The organism is Chryseobacterium viscerum, assembly GCF_002899945.2.
Classification (GTDB): domain Bacteria; phylum Bacteroidota; class Bacteroidia; order Flavobacteriales; family Weeksellaceae; genus Chryseobacterium; species Chryseobacterium viscerum.
The window spans coordinates 521,093-547,999 of sequence record NZ_PPEG02000001.1 but is presented as its reverse complement, the minus strand read 5'-3'; the positions used below and the strand labels follow the sequence as shown (position 1 = coordinate 547,999).

Genomic DNA, 26,907 nt, shown 5'->3' with positions numbered 1-26,907 from the left:
TTGATAACTCCCGGCTTCCGGCTTCTCTCTTTACAGCTACTTGCTGATCAGTTTCTTATATACCACCTGATTAAGCAATTCTTCTTTTCGGGTACGGGAAATAGGAAGCTCAATTTTATTAATGAAAAGCCGCCCTCCGGAGATCATATCGATATGGGTGATATTGATGAGGTATGACTTGTGAATCCTGAAAAAGTGATCTGAAGGAAGCGATTCTTCAATAGCCTTCATCGTTTGATGGATAATCAGCGATTTATCTTTAAAATGAAGCTTAGTATAATTCTGCATACTTTCAATGTAAAGAATATCTACCCAGGAAACCTTAATAAAGGAATCGGACTGCCTCACGTATAGAAAAGGATCATCCAGTGAAGTATTCTTTTTCAGTTTTTCACTGATGATAAACTGCTGTTGTGCCCTATTTACTGCCTGATAAAAACGGTTAAAAGCAATAGGCTTTAAAAGATAATCTGCTACCTGCAGACGGAATCCTTCCAAAGCATATTCGGAATAAGCTGTGGTAAGAATACACAAAGGCGGATTTTCAAGCTGTTCCAGGAACTCCAGACCGGAAAGATAAGGCATATTGATATCCAGAAAAAGGAGGTCTATTTCACTCTCCTTTACTTTGGTGTCAGCTTCCAGGGCTGTGGCACATGTTCCTTCAACCGATAAAAAGTCAATCTGATCAGCCAGTTCTTTAAGATGGAATCTTGCCAGAGGTTCATCATCTATAATCAGGCATTTCATTTTAGGAATAATATTACTCATGATGGTCAGATAGCGTTAGTCGTAAAGTTATTTTAAAGATATGATTATCCGTTTCAATTTTCAGATCATGGGAATCCGGATATTGTAGTTTTAATCGTTTTTTTACATTTTGAAGACCAATTCCTCCTGTTCCGTCTTTCTTTTTATAGGTTGCCATATCTGAATAGGAATTTTCAACATAGAAATAGAGATGGTTGTCTTTCTCTTTACAGGAGATTTTTATATACCCTTTATGACCGGGCAGCCTGCAGACGTATTTAAATGCATTTTCGATAAAAGGAACGAGAAGCAATGGCGCAATAAAGGCTTTCCTATTACCGATTTCCCAGTTTGCTTTCACATCAAGCTCATTTCCCCATCTCAGTTTTTCTACTTCAACAAGGTTTTGAAGATATTCAACATCTTTATCCAAAGGAACCATGGCTTGGTTACAGTGATACAGCTGATACCGGAGAATATCCGAAAATTTCATCAACAGAAAATCTGCAAGCTGCGTATCCGTTTTCATCAGAATATGAATATGGTTCAGAATATTAAATACCACATGAGGGTTGATCTGATCCTGCAAAAGCTTAAGCTGGTTTTCCAGGTGAGCCTGCTGAAGGAGAATATGATCACGTTCTATTCTTCCGTGTTCTTTATAAAACTTGATACCGCATGCGGCTCCATTGATCAGGAATGAAGCGGGCAAAGACATATAAAATCCCTGCCACAGGAAAGGAAGTTGATCTGAAAAACTCTTCGGAAGCTGATTTTTAGGAGCAACTTCAAGATAAGTGAAAACAATAGCGAAAATCAGGCTTAATATAAAAATAACCATCACTGCCTGGGTCAGAAACCGCTTCATTTTTTTTTCCCGTAAAGCTTTTGGAAGAAGTTTATTGGTTAAAAAATGGGTAAATGTAAAAGAAAAGCTCACAATGATAACAGCTTGAATCATTGCGAGATAGTTTTCTGTGGTGGTCTGAAAATTACACCATAATACAATAGCGAGAACAAGCCAGAAAATAAAAGTAAATATATATTCTTTTAAAATAAAAGATTTTGTCATGGAACTGGAAATAGGTTGATAAAAAAATTAGAAACTGCAGGGAAAACAGTTTCTAACAGGTAAAGATAATTTAAGTTTTTTAGAACAGGAAATAACCTATTCCGAGGGAAAAACTATGGGGTTTGGACTTAAATTCTTTACTAATGCTTGTAAGGCCGGTCTCATATCTCAGATCTACCGTGAAATTTTTATAGTCTAATCCTACACCTCCCGTAACTCCAATATTGGATTTGTCAAACTTTTTAAAACCTTCCTGAAGAGCCTGAGAAGTAGATAAATTATTATTAAAAGCATAGCTGTAAACTCCTCCTGCAAATACCCTTACATTGAAATCATTGGCTTTAATGAATTTGTATCCTACCATTACAGGGATATCAATAGCGTTCCATGAAAGTTTTGAAGAGCTTCCGTCTTGGGACTCGAATGATGTTTTCCTTTTGTTGAAGAGTGCTTCTCCTTGTACATACAGGCTTCCCAGGTCTACTCTTGTCATTACTCCTGCCTGATAACCGAAGCCGTATTTCCCTTCCAAGGAAGAAGATTCCGTTGAGGTTTTTGTAAAATTTGTTCCTCCCTTTATTCCGATGTGAAAAGCTGGGGTTTGCTGTGCTTTCATCTCTACGGTGCAGGAAATGCACAATAATAGAGAGCTCAAGGCTAAAAATTGCTGCTTCATAAATTAAGTGTTGTTAAAAATCTGATGCAAAACAACAATTATGAAGCAGGGGGTGAAATTTTATTTGATGAACGGCAGAGATGCTTTGACAAGGTTCTGTTTTCGGATGAAAAATAAAAGCCGGAAGTAGGTATTACTTCCGGCTTTCTATTACTAATAAGGTTGTTCTTCACAGATAGAAGGAGGATTGCATCCACCTCCGCCTCCGCCAGGATTTCCACCTCCTCCTACAGCGATGCATTGTCCCGGACTTCCGTCTTCATACATTTCACAGGCATTTCCCCAGGCACACTGGCAGTCATCCTGACAATTATAGGAATTTCCTCCCATATGACAGCCTCCGCCTCCGCTTCCCAGAATTGCAGATAAGTCTTTTCTCAAAAGTTTTTTCATTTTTTTCATGATTAAATTTGGTATTAAATGTTATAGTTTAAAATTGTACATCCTTGTAAATATAATAAAAATGTCTTAATTGATTGTAAATGAATTATATCTATAGTGTTTTTTTATACTAAAATAAGCCACTTCAAGAGTGGCTTATTGATAGTGAGATAGATGGTCTGCTCTGTTTTAGAAACTGAAATCCTTTTGATACAGCAGATATTCTTTTTTGAAAAGAGGGATAGTCCCTTCATACCTGAGAGGCGCTATTCCAAAACCATAAAACATATCTGCCTGAATTTTGCCTTTTACAGAAAATACTCCTTTTCTTTCAGGAATAAATGTCAATCCTAAAGATGAAAGGGCAGAAGCTCTTCCTCTTAACCCGGAATTGGCAATAGGAACAGAAATAAACAGCAGTCCTACGGCTCCTTTAGCCTCTAAACCTGCTTCAGCAGATAAGTTTCCTTCCACTCCGGTGATGGCGGGATCTGATTTCTTTTGAAGATTAATATTCAGTGCCGGATTTTTGCTTACCAGGAAGTTGGCATTTCCTTCAAGATCCAAAAGCTGTCCCTGCACCTTTCCTGTTGCCTGCACTCCAAGAAATGGTCCCGCAGAAAGGGTAGGGCTTAAAATAAGACCAGTAGGTCCCAAGACAATAGGAACGATAGGAATATTCAGATAATCTGTCGTGCTGGCTGTATAGCCCAGGCTTCCTACAATAGTTGCAGAGCTCTGAAGCTTGAGGTCATCCATGATGAGGTTGACATAAAAATCAGATAAATGGCCCCACGAAAAAGTGATATGATAATCAATTTTTGGAGTAAATCCGCCTTTTACATTTACGCTGGAAGTTCCTGCTGAGGATAAGGGAAATGAAAAGGTTTTATCAAAATCGAAACGGTTGAAAGCAACTACTTTTTGATTTTGGAGGTTCCTGGCTTCAATAGAAAGTATTTTACGATTGATCTCCTGAGAAACCAAACCTTCTACGGGAACGTAATTCACCATTTTTCCATTGATATTAATGGGCGCTTTATCTGATGGATCATACACTCCGCTGAGGGTTCCACTATAGATAAATTCTTCAAGTTTTGCGCTGGAAGTTTGTACGGTGAAGCCGTTATTTGATTTGGAAACAGAGCTCACTTTTGAAAGGATGGTGCTCACCTGATCACCTTCTACTTTTGTACCTACAATAATAGTTCCGGCTGAAATACTGTCTGTTTGTGGAGTTGTACGGCTAAATGTAATTCCTCCTTCATTATGAACAGAAATTGCGTTCACCGATTCATCATTCAGAATGATAACATTTTTCTGTAAAGTCAGTTTTCCTAATGTCTTCATAGGAACAGACTCTGCGGGATTTTCAACAGGAGCATCCAGGGGATCATCCTGAGAACAAGACGTTAAAAGAAGCAAGCAGAAAATAGAAAAAAGAATAGAAAAATAAAATTTTCTGCTGATTTTGAAGGGGCTAGATTTCATTTTCATAAACAGTGATTTTAAGTTTCTATCTAAATTAGATGAATTATTTAACGCTCCCAAAAGAATTACATTAAATTACTGTCAATAACATAATGATTTTCAGGGAGATTTACATTTTGTCCGGGTAATCGTGAATATGAATTTCCAAGATATAGGAAATGAAAAACCCGCTGCAATGAGAGCGGGTTTGTATAGATTATTTTTTTAAAATCAATGCTAAAGGAATAGAAACAGTAGAAGATACCGGTTTTCCTTTATCTTCTGCCGGCTTCCACTTGCCTTTGTCTTTTATACGGTAAAAAGCGGCTTCAATGAATGCATTTACATCTTCATTATTTCCTTTTACGTTGGGGTCAAGAGCATTTCCTTTGGAGTCTACAACAAAAGTGATTGTTGCTTTGTAGGCATCTGAAGAAAAGTTGAGAAAGTCAAGATCCACTGCTTCATTTAAAAGCTTTTGGAAAGCGGCTTTACCTTTATCGTATTCAGCTTCTTTAGTAACCTTTCCTTTTGCAGGTGGATCTGCAGCGATCATTTTCTTATCCTCAACTGAAGCTTTTTCCAAAGCATCCTTGTAGGCTGCAATTTTATCCTCGGTCAGAAGCCATTCTTTCTTGGTTTTTAAATCATTAGGCTTAGGATATTTGTTATACAGAGCCGTTTTCTTTCTTTCATAGCGGGAATCTGCCCTTTGAAATTCAGAAATCTGGGCGCTGCCGAAAATAAAAGTGAAAATGAATGCTGATGCTAAGACCTTTTTCATGATTTATTAAGCTTTTACAATATTAATAATTACTTCAGTTGCTTTTTCCATACTTTCCAATGCTACATACTCGTATGGTCCGTGGAAGTTGATTCCTCCTGCGAAAATATTCGGACATGGAAGCCCCATATAAGAAAGCTGTGCACCGTCTGTTCCTCCTCTGATCGCTTTGATCTTAGGCTCAATACCAGCTTCAGTCATTGCTTTTGCAGCAAGATCTACAATGTGCATTTTACCTTCAAACTGCTGCTTCATATTTCTGTATTGTTCTTTGATCTCCACTTCAGCGGTTCCTTCACCATGCTTCTGGTTGAATTCAGCGATTTTCCCTTCCATGAATTTCTTTCTGGCTTCAAATTTCTCTGCATCATGATCACGGATGATGTATTGAAGTTTTGCTTCAGAGATGTCAGCTGTAATATCCATTAAATGATAGAATCCATCAAAACCTTTTGTCGTTGCAGGAGTTTCGTTGGCAGGAAGTGTTTGAGCAAATTCAGCTGCTAAAAGAGCTGCATTGATCATTTTTCCATATGCATAACCTGGGTGAACGCTCAATCCGTGGATTTTTACTACAGCACCTGCTGCATTGAAGTTTTCATATTCCAGTTCTCCAACTTCTCCACCATCCATGGTATAAGCCCACTCTGCACCAAATTTAGCGACATCAAATTTATGAGCGCCTCTTCCGATTTCTTCATCCGGAGTAAATCCTATAGCGATTCTTCCATGTTTGATCTCTGGATGAGCGATAAGGTACTCAGCAGCAGTTACAATCTCTGCACAACCTGCCTTATCATCAGCACCAAGAAGAGTTGTTCCGTCAGTAGTAATTAAGGTTTGCCCGATGTATTTTTTTAAGCTTTCAAATCTTGAAGGGGATAATGTGAATCCTGTCGCCTGGTTCAAAAGAAGATCATTTCCATCATAGTTTTCCCAAACCTGAGGCTGTACATTTTCTCCACTGAAATCCGGTGAAGTATCATAGTGTGAAATAAATCCGATAGTAGGCCTGTCATCATTTTCAAGGTTAGAAGGAACATATCCCATAATATAACCATGCTCATCAATTGAAACATTTTCCAGACCGATAGTCTTCAGTTCTTCAGTAATATAGTTGGCAATATCCCACTGGCGCGGAGTAGAAGGTGTTGCTTCACTTTCTGCATCGCTGGTTGAATATATTTTTACATAGCTAAGAAAACGGTTCAGTAATTTCTCTTTCCACATTGGGTTGAATTCTATTGTACTCATCAGATTTATCATAAATTTTAACAAAGTTAGCAAATTTGATGCTCAGAATACATTATTTGAGAGTTAATATCAGTTATTGAAATTATAAATCAGATATAAAACTTTGAAAATCAAAATAGTGTTAGATTTGTATGTACAGTATACTAAGTAGTTTAGTTTTATTATATTTGAGAAAATCAAAAAGTAACAATGTTTCTTACCGAATGTCCTAGAGATGCGATGCAGGGATGGGGAGAATTTATCCCTACCGATAAAAAAATCGATTATATCAACTCCTTGATGGATGTTGGCTTTGATGTGCTGGATTGTCTGAGTTTTGTTTCTCCAAAAGCAATTCCACAGATGGCTGACTCTGATGAAGTGGCTGAAAATATTGATAAATCACGTTCCAAAACGAAAGTTTCTGCAATTATCGGAAACTACAGAGGTGCCGAAAAAGCACTGAAACACCAATCCGTAGATATTCTGGGCTTTCCGTTTTCTATTTCTGAAACCTTTCAGCATAGAAATACCAATAAAAGTCAGGAAGAAGCTTTTGAGGAGATTATTAAAATGCTTGAGCTGACAAGAGGCGAGGGAAAACAACTGAATATCTATTTTTCCATGGCTTTCGGGAATCCTTATGGCGAAATGTGGAAATGGGAAGATGTAGACCAGTGGGCACAAAGATTCTCTGATATCGGTGTGAAAGACATTTTATTGTCAGATACAACCGGTGTGGCAACTCCGGAAACCATTGCTCTTTTGTTCGAAAAGATACCTTCAAAATACCCTGAAATCAACTTCGGAGGACATTTTCATAACCGTTATGAAGATTCTTACTCGAAATTAAAAGCGGCTTATGATAAAGGTTGCCGAAGATTTGACAGTGCTATCAAAGGAATTGGCGGCTGTCCTATGGCTAAAGATGATCTGGTAGGAAACATGCCTACCGAGCAGGTGATCAACTTTATGAGTGTTGAAAAAGCAGACCATAAGCTGAACCTCCTGAACTTTGAAAGTTCTTATAACAAGGCGAAGGATATTTTTCATTTTTAAATAGTTATAAAGAATAAAAAAATCAATAGGAGCGGGCTTTAGCCCGCTTTACTATATTAAGATACACATGGCTTTAGCCAAAAGATAATTAAATTAATCCCCAAAATCAACAAAATGTCTCCAATCATCTCACCCTCCGAATTAAAGAACCTTTCCACAGAAAATCTTATCATTCTTGATGCAAGAACAGGAAAAGAGGTAAGGCAAAACTATCTTGAAAAGCATATTAAAGGAGCAAGATTTATTGATCTGGATAAAGATCTGGCTGAGATAGGAGAAGATGCTGCTTTTGGTGGAAGACATCCGCTTCCTTCCGTAGAAAAGTTTGCTGAAACATTGTCAAACCTTGGGATCGCTGAAAACTCTCACGTCGTTGTGTATGACGATAAAAATGCTTCGAATGCTGCGGCAAGAGCATGGTGGATGTTAAGATCTTTCGGCCTTGCAAATGTTCAGGTTCTTGATGGCGGAATGCAGGCAGCCGAAAAAAATAACTTTGAATTTTCTTCAGGAGAAGAAGTCTTTAATAAGGCTGTTTTGATTGAAAAAAATCAGTGGAATCTTCCGATTTCGAGCCTGGAAATTGTTGAAAATGAATTGAAAAACGACTCTTCTACGGTCATTGATGTAAGAGATGCCTATCGATACAGAGGTGAGTCTGAACCAATAGATCTTGTTGCGGGACATATTCCGGGAGCGATCAATATTCCTTTTTCTGAAAACCTTGATGAAAACGGTAATTTTCTGAGTCCGGTAGTTTTAAAAGAAAAATACAGTCAGTTATTAGAAAATAACCCTGAGCATCTGATTATTCACTGTGGGTCAGGCGTTACAGCGTGTCACACTATTTTGGCTCTGGATTATGCAGGTTTTCCAATGCCGGATTTGTACGTAGGATCCTGGAGTGAGTGGAGCAGGAGAGAAGGGAAAGAAATAGCAAAAGATATTTAAAAAACAAAACCCCCGAAAGAATTCTTTCGGGGGTTTATATTGTTAAGAGTAATTAAAGCATTCCCAGCTCAAACTTCGCTTCTTCACTCATCATATCCTTATTCCAGCTCGGTTCGAAAGTAAGCTCTAAATCTACACTTTTTACAAGCTCTACTTCTGCCACTTTATCTTTTACTTCCTGTGGTAGCGTTTCTGCAACAGGACAGTTGGGAGTCGTAAGTGTCATTATAATTTTTACGTCAGCATCATCGGAGATCTGGACATCATAAATCAGTCCTAATTCGTAAATATCTACCGGAATTTCGGGGTCATATACGGTTTTTAGTACACCAATGATTTCCTCACCAATGTCAGCAATTTGATCGTCTGTAAATTTCATTTTTTAATCTAGATTGATATTCCTTTTCAACAAATCCTCCTGACGCATGCGTCGGAAAATATTTGCCAAAGTTAAGACATCTTTTTCACAATAGTCAACAATTCTCTGCAAGTCTTTTTCTATGTAGTAAATTGATGAAACCATTGAGCCGTCAATATCATCTTTCGGAGTTGGAATGCCAAAGACATGAGCCAGTAATTCCAGTGATACAAAACTCTTATAATCCCCGAACTTCCACAGTTCCATAGTGTCTATATGAGGAATCTCCCAGGGCTTTTTTCCAAACATCTGAAACGGAGCCGGGGGCTGCATTCCGTTGATAAGGTATCGTCTGGCAATCCAGGGGAAATCAAATTCCTTCCCGTTGTGAGCACACAGAATGACATTATAGAGTCTGGGACTGTTGAAAATTTCTCCAAATTCCTGAAGCATCTTCTTTTCATCATGTCCGGAAAAGCTTTTTATTTTTAAAGTATCATTCTTTTCAATCATCCCGATGGTGATGCAGATGATTTTTCCAAACTCGGCCATAATACCGGCACGTTCATAAAATTCTTCTGCCGAGACCTCTTCTTTTCTCTGGAATCTGGTCTTCTTGTCCCACAGATATTGCTCTGTTTCGGATAACTCGTCCCAGGATCCTGACTGTGGAACCGTCTCAATATCAAGGAATAAAACTCTTTCTAAGGGTATGGTCTGTATCATATGTGTTTTTGTTGGTATCTATCCTACCTGCATTCCGTTTTTTGTAGGCAATGAAGGAGCTAAAAGAGTTACATCTTTTTTATCATCACCATACAATCCTAAAACAAGACATTCGCTGAAGAAGTTGGCAATCTGCTTTTTAGGGAAATTAACCACGGCTAAAATCTGTTTTCCTATCAGTTCCTCTTTTTCATAAAGAGAAGTAATTTGTGCCGATGATTTTCTGATTCCCAGATCTCCAAAGTCTATTTCCAACTGGTAAGATGGGTTTCTTGCTTTTTCAAAATCATTCACTGAAATTATCGTTCCGCATCTGATGTCTATTTTTTCAAAATCGGCCCAGGAAATGTCTGGTTTTACTGTCATGGTAATTCGTTGATTAAATGTTCTACTTCTATTTTCTGCTCTGCATATTTTTGTTGTAATACTGACCCTTCACCCATTCTTTTGTAATATTCCAACGCTTTTCCGCCGAAGAATTTTTTATGAAAATCTGAAACCTCCGGAATCTGTGGAAATACTTTGTGAAAAAGCATCTCATAATACGCCTGAAATTCTCTTTCATTTTTGTCTTCAATGACCTGTCCGGGAGCTTTTTGTCTTACATGAAGCATTTCGTGTGCCATCATATTAAGGACAAGGTTCAGGTCAAAATCAAATAAATTTCTTGGGATCATTACCGTTTGCGGCCCACCCAGCTCACCTTCTGCCGTAAGAAGCATCGAGGTGGGAGACAGCTCTTCCCTGAATCCAAATCCTGCAAAGTTCTCATGTTCAAGATCAAAAGAATGGATCATATATTTTGCAGCATCCAAAATCTGGTTATGCTCTTTGTAAGCCTCAAGGTGTAAGTTGATCTGCTCGAAATTCATCTGAAATATGTTTAATAACAAATGTATTAAAATATTGAGAATACTAAGACAGTTTGCCCCAAAGGATTAGGATGTCGGAGTGAAAATATTTTTATACGTCACCTTTTGTCGCTTCTGCGATGGATATTTGCTTCAAGAAAAACACAGAAAATGAAACTAGTCTTAAAAACGAAGGGTGGAAATATTCTTGCCGCAAACCACCTAAAAAAATAAGGCTAAAACCTGAAGATATTCTACTAAAAAGAACTTCAGATCTCAATCTATTTTAACCTACACAAAATTACACAAAATGAATAATATGGAAAATGATGCTACAGGCGCTCCTGTAGAAAATACACCTTCACAAACGCTTTTCAGATTTGTAAGTCTAAGAAACCCGGAATTATCTGATGATACGAAACAAGATAAGAGATTCATTGTTATTCCTCAGGATTTAAAAAATAATAATGCTTTTTATGTTCCGGTTGTTAATGGAACCGGTTCGAAACAAAAGCTTCTGCAAACCTGCGCTGCTAGTTATGTAAATAATCCGGAACGAATTTCAACAGACTCAAACAGCCAAAATAGTTTAGAGGGTTTTAAAAGAACATATAAGGCTTACTATACATTTGGAACCTGGTTAGCAAAAAATAAAAATACATGCACCTATGAGGAGGTTATCGCCAAAAGAGGAGTATTAACTGATCCACAGGCAGCTCCTGTAGGACCTATCCTGATTGGTTTATGGAATAATTTAATTTATCAGGTGGTGACCCAAAAAGATTTTTATATCAAGGAAATAGTTATGCAACAGCTGTTGGCTTATCATATTCTTTCTGTATCCAATAAAGAGGAAATGAAAACAGCCCTTGAAGCAAGAGTTGTTTTGCCTAAAGAGCTTATGATGGAAGATGAGACTATCTCTGCGCCACAAGCTGTTTCAAGAATTGTGGCTGACGGTCCTAAAGAAACATTTCCTACAGAAGAAATGAAAAAGCAGCAACTTGTTTCCGCCGCAAAGATTAAGCTGGAAAAATACAGTGCTTTAAAGAAAAATCTTTCTACTATTGAAAGATTGTATAAAACAGAATATCAAAAAGAATACACGGTAAAAGAAGAAATTCACCAAAATGAAATTACTTCGATTATTGAGGAATATAAAAGAGAGCTCGCTGCTCATAAAGAAAATTATTGCCAGGTAAGGAATTCAGAGGTAAAATATGATCCAGCAGATCCTTGTCAGCAAATTTCGAGTATTCCCGCACCGATATTCCCAAAGTTTAATCTTCAGTTCAGACCCGAAATAGAAGCAGACTCTTTATTAAGAGCAATAAAACCCGAAAATTTAGATGCCTTATTTGATGTTCTGGGATATGATTTTCAGACAGATTCAGATAAAGCTCGTTCTGCAGAGCCAAATTCTTTGAATCTCAACGATTTATTAGAAGGTAGAAGCACTTTTTCGGAGATTGATTCTTTATTGAAAGAAGCCGTTGAAAAATCTAATAATATTATTGTTGAAAATACCAATACGGAAAGTGAAACATATACCAGTATAGGAGGGGTTTTGATTCCTATGGCAAGAACAGTGGCGGTTCCTTTTACCTATCAGATCTGTCCAAAGTATGTTCATCAAGGATTTACCTTTGATATAGCACTTACGGTTCCAGATTCATCATGGGAGGTCAATAATATCTCTTATGACCTGACTCCTGCTGACGGTTCTGCAAACATCAATGGTGATTATTATGTAAAATCCAGATCAGGAAATATTATTTTTCTAAATGATCTTTGTATGCCGGGGTTGGATTTTAATACCATTCAGGATGCTTCTTTAAGTGCTAAAATTATGTTCACGAATGGAAAGCTTGCCAATATTTATGTCAGTAAATTACAAGCCAGAAGTTGTTTTTCTGATAACTTTTTACTTGAAGTGGATGAAGAAGAACCCGTAGATACTGAAGATGGAAATAACTTTATTCCATCAGGATTCGGATTTAAACAAATTGGTATTGCAGATTATTTGAAAGTAGAGCAGACTACACATGCCTATGTTGAAGGTGAAGTCGCTAACATTGAGAATATCATGGCAAGAGAATATCGTGAGAAATCTACAAGAAGATTAAGAAGAAGTGAAAATACTACGACTACATCTTCTGATACTGAAAGAGAGCAGCTTACTGATACTACGACAGCTACCCGTTTTGAAATGCAGAATGAGATCGCGAAAATGATGCAGGAAGCATCAGACAGCAATACTCAGTTTGGGGTAAATGCCAGCTATGCCGGAGGTAATTATAATATCAATACAAGTATGGGACTAGGCAATGCCAGTCATAGTTCCAGAGATGAAAGTACCAGACAAGCTGTGACTCAAGCTCAGGATATTACATCGAGGGCTATGGATAGAATTGTCACAAAAGTGCATGAAGAAAGAATCGAGAAAATTATTGAAGAGTTTGAAGAAAACAATTCTCATGGTTTTGATAATAAAAAAGGAGATAAACATGTAGTAGGAGTTTACAGATGGGTGGATAAGCTAATGAAAAATCAGATCTACGATTATGGGAAACGTATGATGTTTGAATTCATGATTCCTGAGCCAGCAAAACTGCATTTGCTGGGAATGGCAAAAAGCAAGTTTGTAAAACCTGAAGATCCGAGGATTTCTGAGACAATGCCAATGAAAGATTTCAGTGCGCTTTCAAATGAGGCAACTTTGAAATACTGGATCAGCAAATACAATGTGGAAATCGAAAAATTTTTGCAAAATAGCATTAAAGTAACCAAAGGTTTTGCATATGGTAGAGATAAAACCCCGGATATGAGCGAGACGGCGGGAGCGTCGAGCGCAATCGGATTACAGGATGTCGTGAAAATTCCGGAGGGATATATCAGTACAGAATATTCAATCAGTGGTGGTGGAAAAGAGTATGTCAGTTCATTATTGAATATTAATATAGCTGATCAGCGCATTGTTAATGGCATTACAACACCAGGTTTTAGCAAAACGGGAAGTTTTGTGGGATACACAGGAGATGTATCAGTAAGTATCTCTACAGACCGATTTTATTCTTTTGAAACATCACTTTCTATTACCTGTATTCTGACAGAAGATGCTAAAAAGCAATGGCAGCTGAAAACTTTTAAAGCGATTATTGATGCCTATGAAGTTGCTTTAGTAGAATATAATAATGCTGTTTCCGAAGAAGAAAATAAAGCAGTTGCGATTAAAGATTCAAATCCAAACTTCTACAGACAGATTGAAAACACAATCCTTCGAAAAAACTGTATTTCTTATATGGCAGACAGAGCCACAAATTCTATCCATGGTTTTGGCCTGTCCGGTTTGACACAAGGAAGTTCATTCACAGATTATGAAACCCGGTTGTCTAAAGATCTTGATAAGTATACCGCTTTTGTAAAATTCATGGAGCAGGCGTTTGAATGGGAAAATCTATCCTATTATCTGTATCCTTACTATTGGGGCAGCAAGCAAAACTGGTCAGATTTATATAAAGCGGAGAATACGGATCCTGTTTTTAAAGCATTTTTACAAAGTGGTATGGCCAGAGTGGTTGCCACAGTACGCCCTGGTTTTGAGGCTGCTGTACAATTCTATTTGGGCACTGGAAAAATATGGAATGGTGGAGAAGTTCCTGTCATCGGAGATGACCTTTATTTATCTATCGTAGATGAAATGAAGCAGCCAAAAGGAAAAAAACATGGAAAAGCATGGATCACACGACTTCCAACAACGTTAAATATTCTTCAGGCTGAAAGTATTGGACTGAAAGTCGCTCATGCATTGCCATTTACCATTGAAAATCCAGCTGACTTTGAAGTGCCTTCCGATGTAATTACTGAGGATAGATTCAACTTTGAATCCAATGATAATCTTCTTGGAGTAGAATCGCTTGAAGGACAGAAAGTTATTTCAGGAGACTGGAAATAAAATAGTTATTAACCTAAAAAATTTAAAAAAATGCCAATTATAGGAAAAATTATACGTGTAAATGAATTACCTCCCATTGGAGAAAGGGAAACTAATGCTATTTATCAGGTAGCAGCTCCTGGTTCCCTATCTTACACAGATTATGCCGTGGATGAAAACGGTGATTTAAAAACCCATGCCGTTGTAGATGGAACCATTCCTCTTGAATTAGCTGATAATCATGTTAGTATTTCAAATGCTGATCTTTTAGCAGAAGGAATAGCAAGCCAGTCTCAATTTAATCTTAATACAAGGGAAAAATTAGCTAAGAAATTAGAAATTCCTCTCACAGACGGAAACGCTCAGGACTACCCTAAAATTATAGGTTTGAATGATAGTGGAAATGTTGCCAAGCTTCCTGCAGGTGATTTGGGAAAAAATATGATGAATGCCAACCTGTCAAACAGTTCAGCAAGAAGTCATACTCTTAATGCTTCATTTTCTATCAATACTTTAGGAAACCCATACGTATTATCCGGTTTGCCAAATAAGAATTCTGATATCGCCAATTTTCAAAAAGTTGTAGTCCAAAATACTAGTGGCTTACATGCGGTGATAGACAGTAAAAATCTACTATTAGAAATACCGAACCAATTGACTGAAGCTGAAAGATCAGCATGGAAAACGAAAATGAACGGAGGCTGGAGTACGGATACCATGAGTGTGGCGGTTATATCACCACCAATTGTGGATAAAACAGACCGTCCATTTTGGATCAACCTGAAGGGAGCAAACCTAAACCTTCCTTCCACTAGCTTTAAAGTGGAGTTATGTACCCAGGATAGTGTTTCTGCTGATACAGCTACTATTGTCGCTGCAATCCCGGGCTCACAAGTTCAGCTATATACGAACGGCATTGACCTGACCTTCTATTATAACTTTAAGAATATTCCAATAGGAGAATATAAAATAAGGTTGTGGAATGGTGTAGCCTGGTATTTGACAAGCTTTACCATCCGTGTGGTTAGTCAGATACAGCGTATCCCTCTGAATAACATTGTTTGGGAACAGAAAATATATAATAATGCGGTATCACCTGTAATTACACAAGCGGGAGCTGCTGTAAGCTACAGTTCTGACGGTAATGTAAAAGCACTTGCCGATGATTCTACTTTTATCGCGGCCAGAAAAACAAATCAATTGATTGGGGCAGATGAAGATTTTTATATGAGTGTTGAAATTACAGGTAAGACTGCAACAATTAGTGGTCCTAATGGTTTTGGAACGATGACCCACTTTGTAGGATTAGTAAATGCTGCCAATGGGCTAGATCTCTTAAATCAAACGGTTGCCAATATTAGACTGGTACAGTCTTACTGGTATCCTATGGGTAAGATATTCCCTGACAATTCAGCTGAAGCAGTAACTACTGCGGAACCGACTTATGCTCTTAATGCAACATTTATAAGACGTGGAGGAAGCTGGACAATTATTGTAAACTTCAATAATAAAACGGTTACCTATACCAAAACAGGGTATACAGGCCCGGTTGCCTTTGGAATGTACAATATGAATACAGCGGGAAATACTGGCGTAAGCGCCAATATTGTTGAACTGTATAAACTATAATATTTACCAAGCTTTGAGATAAATTCAATATAAAAGGCAGAGCCTGAAAATTCTGCCTTTTCATCAAGCAGTGTCTATGAACTGATAGGCACTGTTATTTAACCCAACAAAATTTTAAAACAATGAAAGAAAAATTATTAATACCTGAACAGGTACAGCAACTTTTAAACGAAATTAATACAACAAATTTAAACCTGGGGGAAATCCAGATCTCTGAACATCCTTTACTTCCATCTTTTAACCGATTTATTCGAATCAATAAAATGGTGGTAGACACAGAGCTTCCAAGAACTTATCTTTTTTATCAGCAGGTTTTAAGAGATAAAGAAACCCATGAGATTGAACCTTCAAACCTTCCCACTCCGGAATGGATGATTGGAGAAGAAGAATGGTCAAGCCTGAGAGATAAAAACTTTAACAGAATATTTGTTCCTGTAGTAGATGAAGAAACACAGAACCCTGTTCTGGATGAGTTAGGAAATCCTAAAACCTCTATTATCAAAGTGAATACCCATCATTACATGCTTTGGCTTGTTAAGAATAATAAAATAGGTTTTCTGGATCTTCTGAAAAGTTATTTACAGGAATTTGTTGAGATGAAAAGCAACGAACTCAACAAACTGTCTTAATTACAGATTATTTTGATGAATTCATTAACTGTTCTACTGGCAGGGCCTTAAAGCCCTGCCTTTATTCACCTTAAAAATCACAAAATGAGTTTAGAAATTTTAAATAACCCTCTATTGAGGAACATCACGGATTTCTCTCTTGGGAATGAGAATCCTGGTTCTTCCGGGACAATTTTTCCGAATCAGGAATCTCCTCCGGAATTAAAGCAAAAAACTTCAAGGCAAATTGCCAATACTTACTATGGAGGGAAACCAGTTGTAGACGGTAATGGATTTCAGATATATTCGGATGATCCTGTATTTGGAGGAAATATCGAAGAAGTTGTTGTGTACAAAAGCAGATTCAGCCAGACCATAGCAGGAATTGATGTTGTTCTTTTTGCCAGTAAAAACGGAGCATTTCTTCTTCAGCGCTATATGGAAGCCTTACCCAATAGCAATGAGCTGATCCTTTTCTTAGAAATTGATGACCGCTATAATCACAATACAGTCATGCGTGCAGTAGCAGGAGCTGGGCTTGCGAATAAAAAGGATATGCCTTTTGCAGACATTCTCAGTTTTACAAGAAAACATGAAGCAACAGTTACTCCTAAATCGCTCAAATCCCTTATTGAAAAAGGTATTTACAGAAATAAAGTAGATTTTATAAGCTGGTTTCTGGGTCTGAAAGATAAAAGTATCGGAGAAATATTCAGTTTTTTTAAGCAGGAAGCCTTAGAAGGAGCTTCAACGTTTTTTACAAAAGGAATTGCCGAAAATATTGTCAAACTAAGAATTTCAGAAAACGGATGGAATCCCAATCCGAAAGAAGGAGAGTATGATCCCACCTTTATTCCGGAAGTCTTTTACAAAGAAATAAAAGATTTCTATGAGCACAAAGCTTCTCAGAACCCTTATGAAAATCTTGCAGGCCAGAAAAAACTCAATGCCAAAATTGTAAAATCATTTTTTGAAAGCATCAATGAAGCAAAGGATGATTTTAATAGTCTGCTGAGCAACGCTGAAACTTTCTTTCCTGCTTTTATCTATAAAAGAATCAATAAATCCCTAACTTTCTTTTTTAACCAGATCGACAAGCTGGAGAAATTTATTGCAGACCCACTTACCGGAATGCAGCATATTGTTTACCGAAATTATCAGATTGCCAATGCTTTTCTGTGTGGTATTTATAACAGTCTGGTTGATATTATTGCCGGAATTTTCTCTATCATCGGCTTTATCTTCAAAGCAGTCGCTGCAATGGATAAAGTGAATGACAGAAAAGTGGAATATGGGGAAATGTTCCTTGAACTGATGGAAGACCTGCTGGAAGGCATTCTGACTTTTGATTATTTGGAGTTTTTTAAGCAATGTATTACTTTTCAGCTCGAAACCATTGTCCGTCTGGTAAAATGGGTAGAAGAAAAACTCCCTCAGATCACACTGGAAAAAGGGGCTTATTACTATGGGTATATCATTGGGATTATCATCGATATTATTGTGGAAACACTTCTTACAGGAGGAACGGCGGCAGTAGCCAGGCTTGCCAAATCCGTAGAAAGCTTTATCCTGAATCCACTGGAAAAGATCACCAAGGCAATTACAAAAGCGGAGAACGCTCTCAACAGAATTATAGAATTTATTGGAATGATTCTTCGTGAATTTAAGAAAGGATCAAAAGAAATTTTTTCTAAATTAGGAAAGATTTTAGATGAGGTCTTTGGTTTTGGCGAAGAGGTTGCTGATCATGGTTTGTCTCCTGCAGAGAAAACAGTGAAGGATAAGCAGAAGAGGATACAGGAGAAGCTTGATAGCCAAAACAAAAGCTTAGATGAAAAATGGAATCAGCAAGCGCATAAACAAAATAAAAAGAGGCTTAATGATTTTAAAGAAAAATGGGAAGGAACTTCAATTAAAAATATTCCAAAATCTGAAATAACAAATATTTTAAGAGGATATACGGAACAAGCTAATAGAATAGCTAAAAGTATTGATGAAAATGAAATTTTGGTTATAGTATTAGATGATAACGAGTTCAATTTGATTTGTCAAATGGAATATGGAGATAGCTTAGACAAGGCTAATAGAACTATTGCTTTTGCTGATGGATTAGATATGTATTTTAGAGAGTCTAGATCAATAGATGAATTTTTAGGAGATATAATTCATGAAGGAACACATGCAATTGAAAACTATGAAAAACGAAGAATGATTATCCAAGGTTTGTCAAGAGAAGAAGCAGAAAAACGTTTTGGAAATGTTGCGGCAAAAGAAAAAAGAGCATATTTTCATGAAAGAGCTTTTCAAAAAGCGCTTGGAATAAAGATAAGCTTTATAAGAATAGATGATATGCTTAGACATATTTTTACACTTTATGAAAAATATTAATTATGAATATAGCTATAGAAAAATTATTAAATGAGCTGACTTCTTATGGTGAGCATCCTCTAAGGATTATCATTTTAAAACAAGCAGAGAATAGTCTAGGAATAAATAAGATGATTTCTCTTATAACAAAATTAATGCAGTGGCATAAGAAAGTAATACTATGGTCAAAGAAATCAATAGATAGTCCAAATGAAGATATCTACAATAAAGATTACTATCAACCAATCTCTGCAATGATTGAAAATTATAAAGGCTTATTTGAAAACTGTCCTGAGCTTTCCGAACTTTATGAGCTTAAAAATGATAAAATATATTTTAACTCTTCTCTAACTGATGAAGAAAAGCAGGAAATTTTAGACTATGTAGATGAAAACTATAAGATTGTCCGACATAGTTATGGTAGGAAATCATAATATTTACTGCTTTACATAAACCGCGCCCGCCTTTTAAAGGTGGGCGCGGTTGTTAAACTAAAAAATAAATTAAGGATGTTCATTTCTCGCTTTGATGACCAGATTTACCAAATCTGAGCCTCCGCTTGCAAAATTATCGCTTGGGTTATGAGCACTTTGAGTGGCTACAGCGTATGGGGAACCGTCCCAATATCCCCAGAAAGGACCGCCGCTTTGTCCAGGCCATATATCTGCTTTGTGGCTCATGCTTTCGTTGTCATCTGCACTCCAGAAGTCTCCGTCCAACGCGATACCTGTTTGGTAAGTGGGTCTTTGGGTTCCTGTAAGGTCTCCCGGATATCCTGCGTGAGTCCAGTAAGCACCTCCATCCCAAGAATCGGAATATGATTTTGAACCTAGCCAGCCTGTGCTGTTTCCGATGGGTCTATCTAAGACAATTACTACATAATCATATTGTATCTCTGTAGAGTCGATACTAGGACCTGCTACTTTATACTTGTAATACGTTAATGTACCCCAGGCAGTTCCATAAGGAGCGCTTCCGTTGTAATACATAGGTGTGAATTTCAGCCATCCCGTTGTATTATTAGGCTGCCAGTCTACAATATGAGAGCAGGTAAGAAGGTGTCTGGGTCCGATCATTACGCCGCTTCCTGATCCTAAAGAACTTTCTACTCTGCCCACACATCTCCATGGATAGGCTGTAGAATTATATACTTTTCTTTGATCTGCACCGAAAATAGTTCTTGCATTTTCAGAAGTCAGGAAAGAATCTCTGTCAATAAATTTAGGTTTACGGTCTCTTTTGGGTTCCAGTTTGGGACTGTATTCAAAATCAGCATGGGTAGGGTAGAAATGGTCAGTTTCCAAAGATCTGTTTTCTGCTGTTTTTTCATCCATAGGCATTCCTATTGTTTTCATCCCTTTAGGAAAAGTTCTTCCGTTAATGGTTTCCATAGCAGGAAGCTGGCTGAATAATTTTTCAATTGCTGCCGGTTTTTCAGTTAGTTTTGCTTTAACAGCTCTAAGTCTTAAAACTTCTTCTGCTGTCATTGGGTTGTTGTTTTCGATTTTAGACATGATTATTATTTTTAATTTGGTATATTCCTACTCTTTTGATGGCTTTTCGGATTCCGCCGGTAGTGGTTTTATGATTAAGTGAATATTTTTTGTGAAAATTCTGCCGTGATGCTTTCCGTTTGGTTGATCTGATCGGCTCCCATTGCTGCTAATGCGATAGCAACCTGCTTATCCAGGATTTTTCGGACGATATTTCCATTGGTCGCACGCAATATTTTGCAGAAGTGATACGTGAAATACCCTCGTATCTGACCGCTGATATTTCCTTCCATAGAAACCTGATTGTCTTTCGCTGCAGCCCATAACGTGTGATTCATTCCGGCAACAGGGATCAATGCTTTAGTCAGAACAGTTGATTTTTTTGAACTTTTGGAAGATTCCATTTCACTGGCATACGTCAGATAAAATTCATCCTCAAGCATTGGCGGAATATAACGGGCAGTTTCATTAAGGAGGTCTGCTTCCAGTCCCAGATCCATTTTTCGGGTTCCCGTTCCGGAATAACAGCAGTCGAAGATGACTTCCATATTCACTCCAGGTTTTAGCTTGCTGAGAACGGTTTTAAAATCATCATCACGAATGACCCCATTATTGGCATAGTCGTGCGGACAAATAGCTTCATCCAGACCATCCAGTTCCAGATCTGACCCGATATTAGCCACTCGGGTTCCGTGTCCTGAATAATAAAAAACAAGAGAATCTCCTTTTACACTGGTACTGATGATCGATTTCAGATAGTTTAATATATTCGCTCTTGTGGCATTTTGATTGGTCAGAATTTTAATCTTTGCTGGACTAAAACCACAGATCACCAATGTGTTGGCCATATCCCTCGCGTCATTTACGCAGCCATTAAGATCTGGTCCTCCATATCCGATAGGTGCATAATCATTGATTCCTACGATGAGTGCTTTTTTCATTGTATTAGTTTTAAAATAATCCCTACTCTGTTTCGGCTTTTCGGGTTCTGCCTCCTTTGTTTTTCTATGACAAAATTCCGTCATTCTACAGAACAAAAACAGAGGATAAAACCGTATTTTGAGAAAGGTAAAAGCCCCTTTTTTGATTCTGTATGAGTGTGTTACGTCATAAAAAATCCGGCAGCTTGAAAAGCTGCCGGATGGGTAAGTAAGATGTAAGGATGTTTGTTTTATGAGATAGAATAAGATCAGAAAATTGAAATATTCTATCAACACAGATCGTGTTTCAAAGCAAATAGCACCAGACCGGCTCTGTTTTTTATATCCAGTTTTACAAAAACGGAATCTCTGTAGCCATCAATTGTTTTGGGGCTGAGGCACATCTTGTCTGCTATTTCTTTATAAGTAAGTTCACTGCAGGCCCATCTTATAAACTCTTTCTCCCTGTCTTTCAGTTCCGAAAGTAAAGAGGCGGTTTTTATTTCTTCTGTTTTTACTTTCAGAAGTTTCTGGGCCACAAAATCAGTATAAAAACTCCCTTTTTCAAATACAGTGTCGATTGCCTGAAAGAGGATAGAAGGCTGCATGTCTTTGAGTAAGTATCCTTTAGCTCCTGCCTTTAGCATTTTAATCAATGTTTTTTCATCATCATCCATTGTCAAAGCAATCACTTTGATGTCAGGATAGTGCTCACTAAGCCATTCTGTGGTTTCTATGCCGTTTTTATAAGGCATGTTGACATCCATCAACACGACATCCGGCAATTCGGACGCTTTTTCTATGCCAGCAATAAAATCTTCTCCGTTAGGATGATTCATGATCACCCTATATTGAGGATTTTCTGAGATCATATTTTCCAATGCTTTGGAAATTAAAGTATGATCATCCACGATGGCTATGGGAATGGTTTTCATAATAAATTTTTGTGATAGGTTATCAAAGTTTGTGTTCCTTTGTTCAGTTCTGATTGTATAGACAGTTCAGCATGAATAAGCTTGGCCCTCAATTTCATGTTTTTCAATCCTGAACCGTCCTGAATGTTGCTTGTATCAAAGCCTTTTCCATTGTCTGAGATACTAATGTGTAATTTTTCACAGTCATCTTCCATTTGTATAGAAACATTTTTGGCTTTTGAATGTTTCAAAACGTTATTGATACTTTCCTGGATGATTCTGAAGAGGATCAGCCCATGTTTCGGCGAAATATCAATATCCTGTTTCTGAGTGACGAATTCTATTTTTAATAATTTCAGTTTTTTGATCCTTTGAACCTCTCTTTCTATGGATTCTGCCAGTCCGAAATGAATGATTTGTTCGGTAATCAATGTTTTAGACAAGTTTCTTATATCCTGTATACATTCGCCTAAAAGGTCATTCAGTTCCATCAGATCTTCTTTTTCCGTGTTTTTTAACTTGGTAATCAGTTGATTTTGTCGTAACCTCACCACAGAAAGTTTTTGCCCAAGATCATCATGCAATTCCTGCCCGATATAATTGAGGGTCTGTTCCTTCATTTCTACCTGAGAAGTGGCCAGTTCTTTTTCAAACCGCAGATCTTTTTCCTTTTGCTCTATCAGCAGTGTTGTTTTTTTCTTGATAAAAACAGCATAAATGAAGATCATTGTAAGAACAACGATGAATAAAGTAATGGTAAAGATGATGACCAAGTTATTCTCTTCCATATCTAAGAAGCATTTATCTGTTTCTGTCTTGTTTGTTCCAAATTAAACCCAATATAAGTATGCTGTTGCTGATCAAATTCAACATAAATAAAATGAAGAAATAAATACTCTCCGAAACCGTAGTCCTGAAAAAGAAAATGGGAATACTTCCGATAAAAAAGATCAGTAAAGCCACTGAAATCCAGAAGGGTAAGTAATTTTTGATTTCTAGTATTTTATCTGAATTAAAGGTTTGATACAGGAACAAAATAATTGAAAATAGCAGCAGCAGAATATCTACATACAGCATATTAAAAGAAAAATGATGAAGCAGATCATCTTCCGTGTAAAACATTACCGCAATATTGAGGACAAAAAGCACCAGAATAAGCATCTGTATCTTTTTGAGTAACGGAACATACAACAAATGATAATAATACAGTAAGTATAAAAAAAATACGACCATCAAAAAACCAATGACATAGAATATATCCGTAGGCAGACTCTTCAGCGCAAAGTAGAAATAACAGAAAATATCAATCAGGGAAAACAACAGATATCCGATGATAAAAAACAAATTTTCCTTTCCCGTTTTTCTATATTTTATAATCATTAAAATTATGACTACAATAGAGATGACCATAGATATCTGTTTTCCTATTTCAATATTCCAGTTCATAGTTTTATTTTTTTATGGCATTGTTCCAGACAACGTTTTTGGCGGCGGAGCCAGATTGGTCATATTCATAGATTCTATAGAAGGTACATCTGTATTTTCCTCGGATGTCGCGGATGTTGCGGATCTCGACATGGCATTGTCTCTTTTTTTCTTTTGGGCAGTAGGGGCCAAAAATATGGTTTGATAGCCTGCATATTCAGGTTTTGCCATTCTGTTTTTAGGATGATTCAAAGGATATTTTCCCATGTAAATCCTGATTCCCGGATTTTTTAAATTTTGTTTCTTGGCATTTTCTTTTACGTATTTAATATAGCCTTCCATATCTTCCAGCGAAAACCAATACCATCGGGAATCGGGCTCACCATTCCTGTATTTGGTGAGAGCTTCATGATTGGTTCTCGTGTATTCATCAAAAAGAACCCGGCCTTCACGATAGCTGATCAGTTTCTTTTTATAACTGTTACTAACGGGTTCTTTAGGAGGTTCGGAGCAGCGGGTACAGCTTAGTAAACAAAAAGCGATAACAAATGCTGCACAAAGCGGGCTTAAGATTTTAGTAAAAAAGGAAGTTTTCATTTTTATGGTTTTTAATTTTATTGAACAAAATTAGCGAACGGCATAACTATAGAAAAGAGGGAAAACACTGTTTTTTATCCTTTAATAAATTTACGACTTTTTGATATTCAGAGGGATATGAATCGTCAATTTGTTTTCCTTATCAGAAAAATCCCAATTGTACCCCTCAAAATAGAAAAATCTGTGTCTGAGTTTATTCTTAAGGTTTCCCGAAATTGAGGTTGAAATAAAACTCAAAAACAGAAGCATGAAAATCACAATAGTGGGCTATAAAAAAGAAGAAAGACTCTCGCAGGGAGTGGCCAATGATGAAGATACAGAACTGATTAATTTTTTAATACATAAAGGCTTAGATGTTGTTCCCACCATCTGGAATGATAAAAATGTTGATTGGAGCAGTTTAGATGTCGTTGTCATCAAATCTCCCTGGGATTATCACAATCACTTACATGAATTCCTGAACTGGCTGGACAACCTTGAAAAATTAGGGGTAAAAGTGTTAAACCCTGTTGAGATCATTCAATGGAACAGTGATAAACATTATCTGAAAGATCTTGCAGAAAAACAACTTCCTGTTATCCCTGCTGAATATATTGAAAAAGGGTCCGGATTTGACAACCGTTTCTTTGCATATTTCAATACGGATAAGCTGGTTGTAAAACCCTGCGTAAGTGCAGGAGCACAAAATACAATCACGGTAAGCAAAGATAATTTCAATGAACGTTCTATAGAAATTGAAACCCTTTTGAAAGAGCAGGATTATATGGTACAGCAATTTGTAGATGAGATCAAAAACGGAGAATGGTCTTTCCTGTTTTTTAATGGAAAATATAGCCATTGTTCATTAAAAATGCCTAAAAAAGGAGATTTCAGAGTGCAGCATTATCATGGAGGAAGTATCAGTTATCCTGTTCCGGATCCCTTACACATAGAACAAGCTGGTTCCTATTTGAAAAGCCTGCCACAAGCGACCCTGTATGCAAGAGTAGATGGCGTTGTGATCAATAATTCATTTCAATTAATGGAATTGGAGTTGATAGAGCCGTATTTATTTCTGAATGGAGATCACCGTTTATTGGAAAATTACTACGAGGCGTTAATGGCTCTGGTTTCTTAAAATATTTCATCTGTCACCTCAAGTTCGGGGTGATTTTATTTTGAAGACTATTTTATGATTTCAAATTTAACAACAGGAATGATAGGGGTATCATCTGCCGGATCTGTACTGCTGGAAAAAAACAACCCTTCTTTTGTTGCCTTCAGAATAAAGCCGTTTTTGGGAAAAGTTGCATTGGGATTATTACTTTTTACGGTATAGATTATATTTCCGGATGTGATATTTTCATTCATTTCACATCTGATTTCTTTAATGATAAAGTTGGTTACAGTCTTTTCCTGTTTGTTGGGCTTCTGAATATTAGTAATGATCGTGGAATGAAGCGGATCTATAATTATTTCGGATGGAATTGCCATTTCAAAATTGTTCTTGGTTAACACAATTTTATCTGAAGTAAGTTTCATCTTTTGCATGCATTGCTTGCTGATGTCTTTCTGCCCTTTTAAATCTTGTGCTGAGAACGGGATGCATGTGATAAATAAGAATAAAATAATATACCTGAAATGAGGAAAAAGATAGTCCATAACGGTTTTGTTTTTAGTTAAAGTATATTCAAGATAATCTCTCTGTTTAGTTGGCAATAATATGAAATTAAAATAAAAACAGGACCGGAAACCTCTTTCCGGTCCTGTTAAACAAGATTAAGTGTAAAATTTAGCCTTCAAAGGCAAAAAAGGATAATTCAAATGTGTACAGATTTTTATTGATCTTAATCTACGTTTAGGGGAATTGATAGCAGTGGTATTTTATTTTTATAAGCCATAATAGCTGTTTTGCTTCGATGGAAAAGAGCTTCCACAAGGTTGTATTTATAGGGAACCATGGTCAAAAGATCTGGGCTCGTCAATCTGATTTCCTCTTCAATAGCTTTGATCACCTCGATGGATTGAATCATTTTAAAGCTGTATTTAATATCATCCAGATCATGCCCCGAATTCAGATCGACATCATGGATCACCTCAGCAAAATCTTCCAGCCTTTCACTTACGTTGAATACCTCTACCTCAGCATTAAATTCATTAATGAAATAATAAATGTCATTCATCGCAGACCAGGTCATATTTTTATGATTGTCATAAGCAAAGAGAATTTTCCTGATTCCCGTGTATTCTATATGATCAGGAACAATTAATATCGGTTTTTGTATTCTATGGATAGCCCTTGTTACACTATTGCCCAAAAGCCTTTGTTCAAGGGTCTTTTCTGTCATTCCCATAACAATAAAATCACCCCCGTGAAGCTGTATACAGTTTTCCAGTTCTTCAATGAAATTACCGGAAGCCAGATGATGGTCAGTTTCTATAGTGTATAGCGCCTTAAGTTCAGTGGCTTTATCTTCAAGTTTTTTCTGATTTTTAAAAGTCTGGGAATAGAAAAAATCTGCTGAAGCCTGAGCATTCAAAGCATGAATAGAAATAGTCTGTAGATTAAACAGTACGATTCTGTATTTATTTTCTTTAGCCATAGAAGCTGCATAATGAGTAGCATTTTCAGCTTCAGGGGAAAAATCTGTGCAGACAATTATTGTTTTCATTGTACCGGATTTAATACTGCAAAACTAGGAGAGACCGTTGAGGTCTTATGATAAAAAT

27 protein-coding genes are annotated in these 26,907 nt (G+C 37.0%); 8 read left to right on the top strand and 19 right to left on the bottom strand.

Annotation, left to right across the window (positions count from 1 at the left end; all coding sequences use genetic code 11):
* Positions 1-36: 36 nt before the first annotated feature.
* The 7 genes from C1634_RS02460 to pepT form a co-directional block, all read right to left on the bottom strand.
* Positions 37-771, bottom strand: coding sequence for a LytR/AlgR family response regulator transcription factor (locus C1634_RS02460; protein WP_103233902.1), 735 nt, complete (start codon positions 769-771; stop codon positions 37-39).
* Positions 764-1,822, bottom strand: coding sequence for a sensor histidine kinase (locus C1634_RS02455; RefSeq protein ID WP_103233901.1), 1,059 nt, complete (start codon positions 1,820-1,822; stop codon positions 764-766). The genes C1634_RS02460 and C1634_RS02455 overlap by 8 nt, the downstream gene beginning before the upstream one ends.
* A 79-nt stretch (positions 1,823-1,901) precedes the next feature.
* Positions 1,902-2,498 (bottom strand): porin family protein, encoded by a 597-nt coding sequence (locus C1634_RS02450; RefSeq protein WP_103233900.1) that lies wholly within the window; start codon positions 2,496-2,498, stop codon positions 1,902-1,904.
* 153 nt (positions 2,499-2,651) lie between these two features.
* The gene (locus tag C1634_RS02445; RefSeq protein ID WP_123921356.1) at positions 2,652-2,891 is read right to left on the bottom strand and encodes a hypothetical protein; all 240 of its coding nucleotides are present in this window, start codon (positions 2,889-2,891) and stop codon (positions 2,652-2,654) included.
* Positions 2,892-3,068: 177 nt separating this feature from the next.
* Positions 3,069-4,376 carry a hypothetical protein gene (locus tag C1634_RS02440; protein ID WP_109737847.1) on the bottom strand — a complete coding sequence of 436 codons (1,308 nt, stop codon included), beginning with the start codon at positions 4,374-4,376 and terminating at the stop codon, positions 3,069-3,071.
* A gap of 190 nt (positions 4,377-4,566) precedes the next feature.
* On the bottom strand, positions 4,567-5,133 hold the full coding sequence (locus tag C1634_RS02435) for a hypothetical protein (RefSeq protein WP_109737846.1): 567 nt from the start codon (positions 5,131-5,133) through the stop codon (positions 4,567-4,569).
* 6 nt (positions 5,134-5,139) lie between these two features.
* On the bottom strand, positions 5,140-6,387 hold the full coding sequence (gene pepT / locus C1634_RS02430) for a peptidase T (RefSeq protein ID WP_103233906.1): 1,248 nt from the start codon (positions 6,385-6,387) through the stop codon (positions 5,140-5,142).
* 189 nt (positions 6,388-6,576) lie between these two features.
* Between pepT and C1634_RS02425 the strand changes: the two genes are divergently transcribed.
* Positions 6,577-7,425 (top strand): hydroxymethylglutaryl-CoA lyase, encoded by an 849-nt coding sequence (locus C1634_RS02425; RefSeq protein ID WP_109737845.1) that lies wholly within the window; start codon positions 6,577-6,579, stop codon positions 7,423-7,425.
* Between the two features lie 114 nt (positions 7,426-7,539).
* A complete protein-coding gene (locus C1634_RS02420) occupies positions 7,540-8,376 on the top strand; it encodes a sulfurtransferase (protein WP_103235387.1) in 837 nt (278 codons plus the stop codon).
* 52 nt (positions 8,377-8,428) lie between these two features.
* Here C1634_RS02420 and C1634_RS02415 read toward each other — a convergent pair whose 3' ends face one another.
* Genes C1634_RS02415 through C1634_RS02400 form a run of 4 tightly spaced genes read right to left on the bottom strand, consistent with a single transcriptional unit; the run spans position 8,429 to position 10,332 of the window.
* Positions 8,429-8,755 carry an SUF system Fe-S cluster assembly protein gene (locus tag C1634_RS02415; protein ID WP_109737844.1) on the bottom strand — a complete coding sequence of 109 codons (327 nt, stop codon included), beginning with the start codon at positions 8,753-8,755 and terminating at the stop codon, positions 8,429-8,431.
* Positions 8,756-8,758: 3 nt separating this feature from the next.
* Entirely contained in the window at positions 8,759-9,460 is a 702-nt protein-coding gene (locus tag C1634_RS02410) for a 3'-5' exonuclease (protein ID WP_103235385.1), read from the bottom strand.
* 18 nt (positions 9,461-9,478) lie between these two features.
* Positions 9,479-9,826: a tRNA-binding protein gene (locus C1634_RS02405; protein WP_109737843.1), complete on the bottom strand. Its 348-nt coding sequence runs from the start codon at positions 9,824-9,826 to the stop codon at positions 9,479-9,481.
* Positions 9,823-10,332: a hypothetical protein gene (locus C1634_RS02400; RefSeq protein ID WP_103235383.1), complete on the bottom strand. Its 510-nt coding sequence runs from the start codon at positions 10,330-10,332 to the stop codon at positions 9,823-9,825. The genes C1634_RS02405 and C1634_RS02400 overlap by 4 nt, the downstream gene beginning before the upstream one ends.
* 289 nt (positions 10,333-10,621) lie before the next feature.
* Between C1634_RS02400 and C1634_RS26275 the strand changes: the two genes are divergently transcribed.
* From C1634_RS26275 to C1634_RS02375, 5 genes are all read left to right on the top strand, one after another.
* A complete protein-coding gene (locus C1634_RS26275) occupies positions 10,622-14,266 on the top strand; it encodes a hypothetical protein (protein WP_228409943.1) in 3,645 nt (1,214 codons plus the stop codon).
* Positions 14,267-14,296: 30 nt separating this feature from the next.
* On the top strand, positions 14,297-15,874 hold the full coding sequence (locus C1634_RS02390; RefSeq protein ID WP_103231139.1) for a hypothetical protein: 1,578 nt from the start codon (positions 14,297-14,299) through the stop codon (positions 15,872-15,874).
* Between the two features lie 122 nt (positions 15,875-15,996).
* On the top strand, positions 15,997-16,503 hold the full coding sequence (locus tag C1634_RS02385; protein ID WP_103231140.1) for a hypothetical protein: 507 nt from the start codon (positions 15,997-15,999) through the stop codon (positions 16,501-16,503).
* Positions 16,504-16,587: 84 nt separating this feature from the next.
* On the top strand, positions 16,588-18,870 hold the full coding sequence (locus C1634_RS02380) for a hypothetical protein (RefSeq protein WP_109737842.1): 2,283 nt from the start codon (positions 16,588-16,590) through the stop codon (positions 18,868-18,870).
* A gap of 2 nt (positions 18,871-18,872) precedes the next feature.
* A complete protein-coding gene (locus tag C1634_RS02375) occupies positions 18,873-19,283 on the top strand; it encodes a hypothetical protein (RefSeq protein ID WP_103231142.1) in 411 nt (136 codons plus the stop codon).
* Between the two features lie 69 nt (positions 19,284-19,352).
* Here C1634_RS02375 and C1634_RS02370 read toward each other — a convergent pair whose 3' ends face one another.
* The 6 genes from C1634_RS02370 to C1634_RS02345 all read right to left on the bottom strand — a co-directional run bounded on the left by C1634_RS02370 (position 19,353) and on the right by C1634_RS02345 (position 24,198).
* Positions 19,353-20,363 carry a trypsin-like serine peptidase gene (locus C1634_RS02370; protein ID WP_103231143.1) on the bottom strand — a complete coding sequence of 337 codons (1,011 nt, stop codon included), beginning with the start codon at positions 20,361-20,363 and terminating at the stop codon, positions 19,353-19,355.
* 74 nt (positions 20,364-20,437) lie between these two features.
* A complete protein-coding gene (locus tag C1634_RS02365) occupies positions 20,438-21,283 on the bottom strand; it encodes a caspase family protein (protein WP_165835252.1) in 846 nt (281 codons plus the stop codon).
* 269 nt (positions 21,284-21,552) lie between these two features.
* Positions 21,553-22,197: a response regulator transcription factor gene (locus C1634_RS02360; protein WP_103231145.1), complete on the bottom strand. Its 645-nt coding sequence runs from the start codon at positions 22,195-22,197 to the stop codon at positions 21,553-21,555.
* The gene (locus tag C1634_RS02355) at positions 22,194-22,964 is read right to left on the bottom strand and encodes a sensor histidine kinase (protein WP_103231146.1); all 771 of its coding nucleotides are present in this window, start codon (positions 22,962-22,964) and stop codon (positions 22,194-22,196) included. Before C1634_RS02355 ends, C1634_RS02360 begins: the two co-directional genes overlap by 4 nt.
* Positions 22,965-22,977: 13 nt before the next feature.
* Positions 22,978-23,622 (bottom strand): hypothetical protein, encoded by a 645-nt coding sequence (locus tag C1634_RS02350; RefSeq protein WP_103231147.1) that lies wholly within the window; start codon positions 23,620-23,622, stop codon positions 22,978-22,980.
* Positions 23,623-23,634: 12 nt separating this feature from the next.
* A complete protein-coding gene (locus C1634_RS02345; protein ID WP_103231148.1) occupies positions 23,635-24,198 on the bottom strand; it encodes a hypothetical protein in 564 nt (187 codons plus the stop codon).
* 247 nt (positions 24,199-24,445) lie between these two features.
* Between C1634_RS02345 and C1634_RS02340 the strand changes: the two genes are divergently transcribed.
* The gene (locus tag C1634_RS02340) at positions 24,446-25,315 is read left to right on the top strand and encodes an ATP-grasp domain-containing protein (RefSeq protein ID WP_103231149.1); all 870 of its coding nucleotides are present in this window, start codon (positions 24,446-24,448) and stop codon (positions 25,313-25,315) included.
* 47 nt (positions 25,316-25,362) lie between these two features.
* Here the strand turns inward: C1634_RS02340 and C1634_RS02335 are convergent, their stop codons facing one another.
* On the bottom strand, positions 25,363-25,839 hold the full coding sequence (locus tag C1634_RS02335; RefSeq protein WP_123921352.1) for a hypothetical protein: 477 nt from the start codon (positions 25,837-25,839) through the stop codon (positions 25,363-25,365).
* A 185-nt stretch (positions 25,840-26,024) separates the two neighbouring features.
* Positions 26,025-26,849, bottom strand: coding sequence for a universal stress protein (locus C1634_RS02330; protein ID WP_103231151.1), 825 nt, complete (start codon positions 26,847-26,849; stop codon positions 26,025-26,027).
* Between the last annotated feature and the right edge of the window lie 58 nt (positions 26,850-26,907).

What these genes read in the sequence shown, in the direction of transcription:
- C1634_RS02330 (WP_103231151.1), bottom strand. Translation starts at nt 26,849, where the DNA reads ATGAAAACAATAATTGTCTGCACAGATTTTTCCCCTGAAGCTGAAAAT.
- C1634_RS02405 (WP_109737843.1), bottom strand. Translation starts at nt 9,826, where the DNA reads ATGACAGTAAAACCAGACATTTCCTGGGCCGATTTTGAAAAAATAGAC.
- C1634_RS02415 (WP_109737844.1), bottom strand. Translation starts at nt 8,755, where the DNA reads ATGAAATTTACAGACGATCAAATTGCTGACATTGGTGAGGAAATCATT.
- C1634_RS02355 (WP_103231146.1), bottom strand. Translation starts at nt 22,964, where the DNA reads ATGGAAGAGAATAACTTGGTCATCATCTTTACCATTACTTTATTCATC.
- C1634_RS02445 (WP_123921356.1), bottom strand. Translation starts at nt 2,891, where the DNA reads ATGAAAAAACTTTTGAGAAAAGACTTATCTGCAATTCTGGGAAGCGGA.
- C1634_RS02360 (WP_103231145.1), bottom strand. Translation starts at nt 22,197, where the DNA reads ATGAAAACCATTCCCATAGCCATCGTGGATGATCATACTTTAATTTCC.
- C1634_RS02350 (WP_103231147.1), bottom strand. Translation starts at nt 23,622, where the DNA reads ATGAACTGGAATATTGAAATAGGAAAACAGATATCTATGGTCATCTCT.
- C1634_RS02410 (WP_103235385.1), bottom strand. Translation starts at nt 9,460, where the DNA reads ATGATACAGACCATACCCTTAGAAAGAGTTTTATTCCTTGATATTGAG.
- C1634_RS02375 (WP_103231142.1), top strand. Translation starts at nt 18,873, where the DNA reads ATGAATATAGCTATAGAAAAATTATTAAATGAGCTGACTTCTTATGGT.
- pepT (WP_103233906.1), bottom strand. Translation starts at nt 6,387, where the DNA reads ATGAGTACAATAGAATTCAACCCAATGTGGAAAGAGAAATTACTGAAC.
- C1634_RS02440 (WP_109737847.1), bottom strand. Translation starts at nt 4,376, where the DNA reads ATGAAAATGAAATCTAGCCCCTTCAAAATCAGCAGAAAATTTTATTTT.
- C1634_RS02400 (WP_103235383.1), bottom strand. Translation starts at nt 10,332, where the DNA reads ATGAATTTCGAGCAGATCAACTTACACCTTGAGGCTTACAAAGAGCAT.
- C1634_RS02390 (WP_103231139.1), top strand. Translation starts at nt 14,297, where the DNA reads ATGCCAATTATAGGAAAAATTATACGTGTAAATGAATTACCTCCCATT.
- C1634_RS02425 (WP_109737845.1), top strand. Translation starts at nt 6,577, where the DNA reads ATGTTTCTTACCGAATGTCCTAGAGATGCGATGCAGGGATGGGGAGAA.
- C1634_RS02335 (WP_123921352.1), bottom strand. Translation starts at nt 25,839, where the DNA reads ATGGACTATCTTTTTCCTCATTTCAGGTATATTATTTTATTCTTATTT.
- C1634_RS02450 (WP_103233900.1), bottom strand. Translation starts at nt 2,498, where the DNA reads ATGAAGCAGCAATTTTTAGCCTTGAGCTCTCTATTATTGTGCATTTCC.
- C1634_RS02420 (WP_103235387.1), top strand. Translation starts at nt 7,540, where the DNA reads ATGTCTCCAATCATCTCACCCTCCGAATTAAAGAACCTTTCCACAGAA.
- C1634_RS02455 (WP_103233901.1), bottom strand. Translation starts at nt 1,822, where the DNA reads ATGACAAAATCTTTTATTTTAAAAGAATATATATTTACTTTTATTTTC.
- C1634_RS26275 (WP_228409943.1), top strand. Translation starts at nt 10,622, where the DNA reads ATGAATAATATGGAAAATGATGCTACAGGCGCTCCTGTAGAAAATACA.
- C1634_RS02385 (WP_103231140.1), top strand. Translation starts at nt 15,997, where the DNA reads ATGAAAGAAAAATTATTAATACCTGAACAGGTACAGCAACTTTTAAAC.
- C1634_RS02365 (WP_165835252.1), bottom strand. Translation starts at nt 21,283, where the DNA reads ATGAAAAAAGCACTCATCGTAGGAATCAATGATTATGCACCTATCGGA.
- C1634_RS02345 (WP_103231148.1), bottom strand. Translation starts at nt 24,198, where the DNA reads ATGAAAACTTCCTTTTTTACTAAAATCTTAAGCCCGCTTTGTGCAGCA.
- C1634_RS02340 (WP_103231149.1), top strand. Translation starts at nt 24,446, where the DNA reads ATGAAAATCACAATAGTGGGCTATAAAAAAGAAGAAAGACTCTCGCAG.
- C1634_RS02435 (WP_109737846.1), bottom strand. Translation starts at nt 5,133, where the DNA reads ATGAAAAAGGTCTTAGCATCAGCATTCATTTTCACTTTTATTTTCGGC.
- C1634_RS02460 (WP_103233902.1), bottom strand. Translation starts at nt 771, where the DNA reads ATGAGTAATATTATTCCTAAAATGAAATGCCTGATTATAGATGATGAA.
- C1634_RS02370 (WP_103231143.1), bottom strand. Translation starts at nt 20,363, where the DNA reads ATGTCTAAAATCGAAAACAACAACCCAATGACAGCAGAAGAAGTTTTA.
- C1634_RS02380 (WP_109737842.1), top strand. Translation starts at nt 16,588, where the DNA reads ATGAGTTTAGAAATTTTAAATAACCCTCTATTGAGGAACATCACGGAT.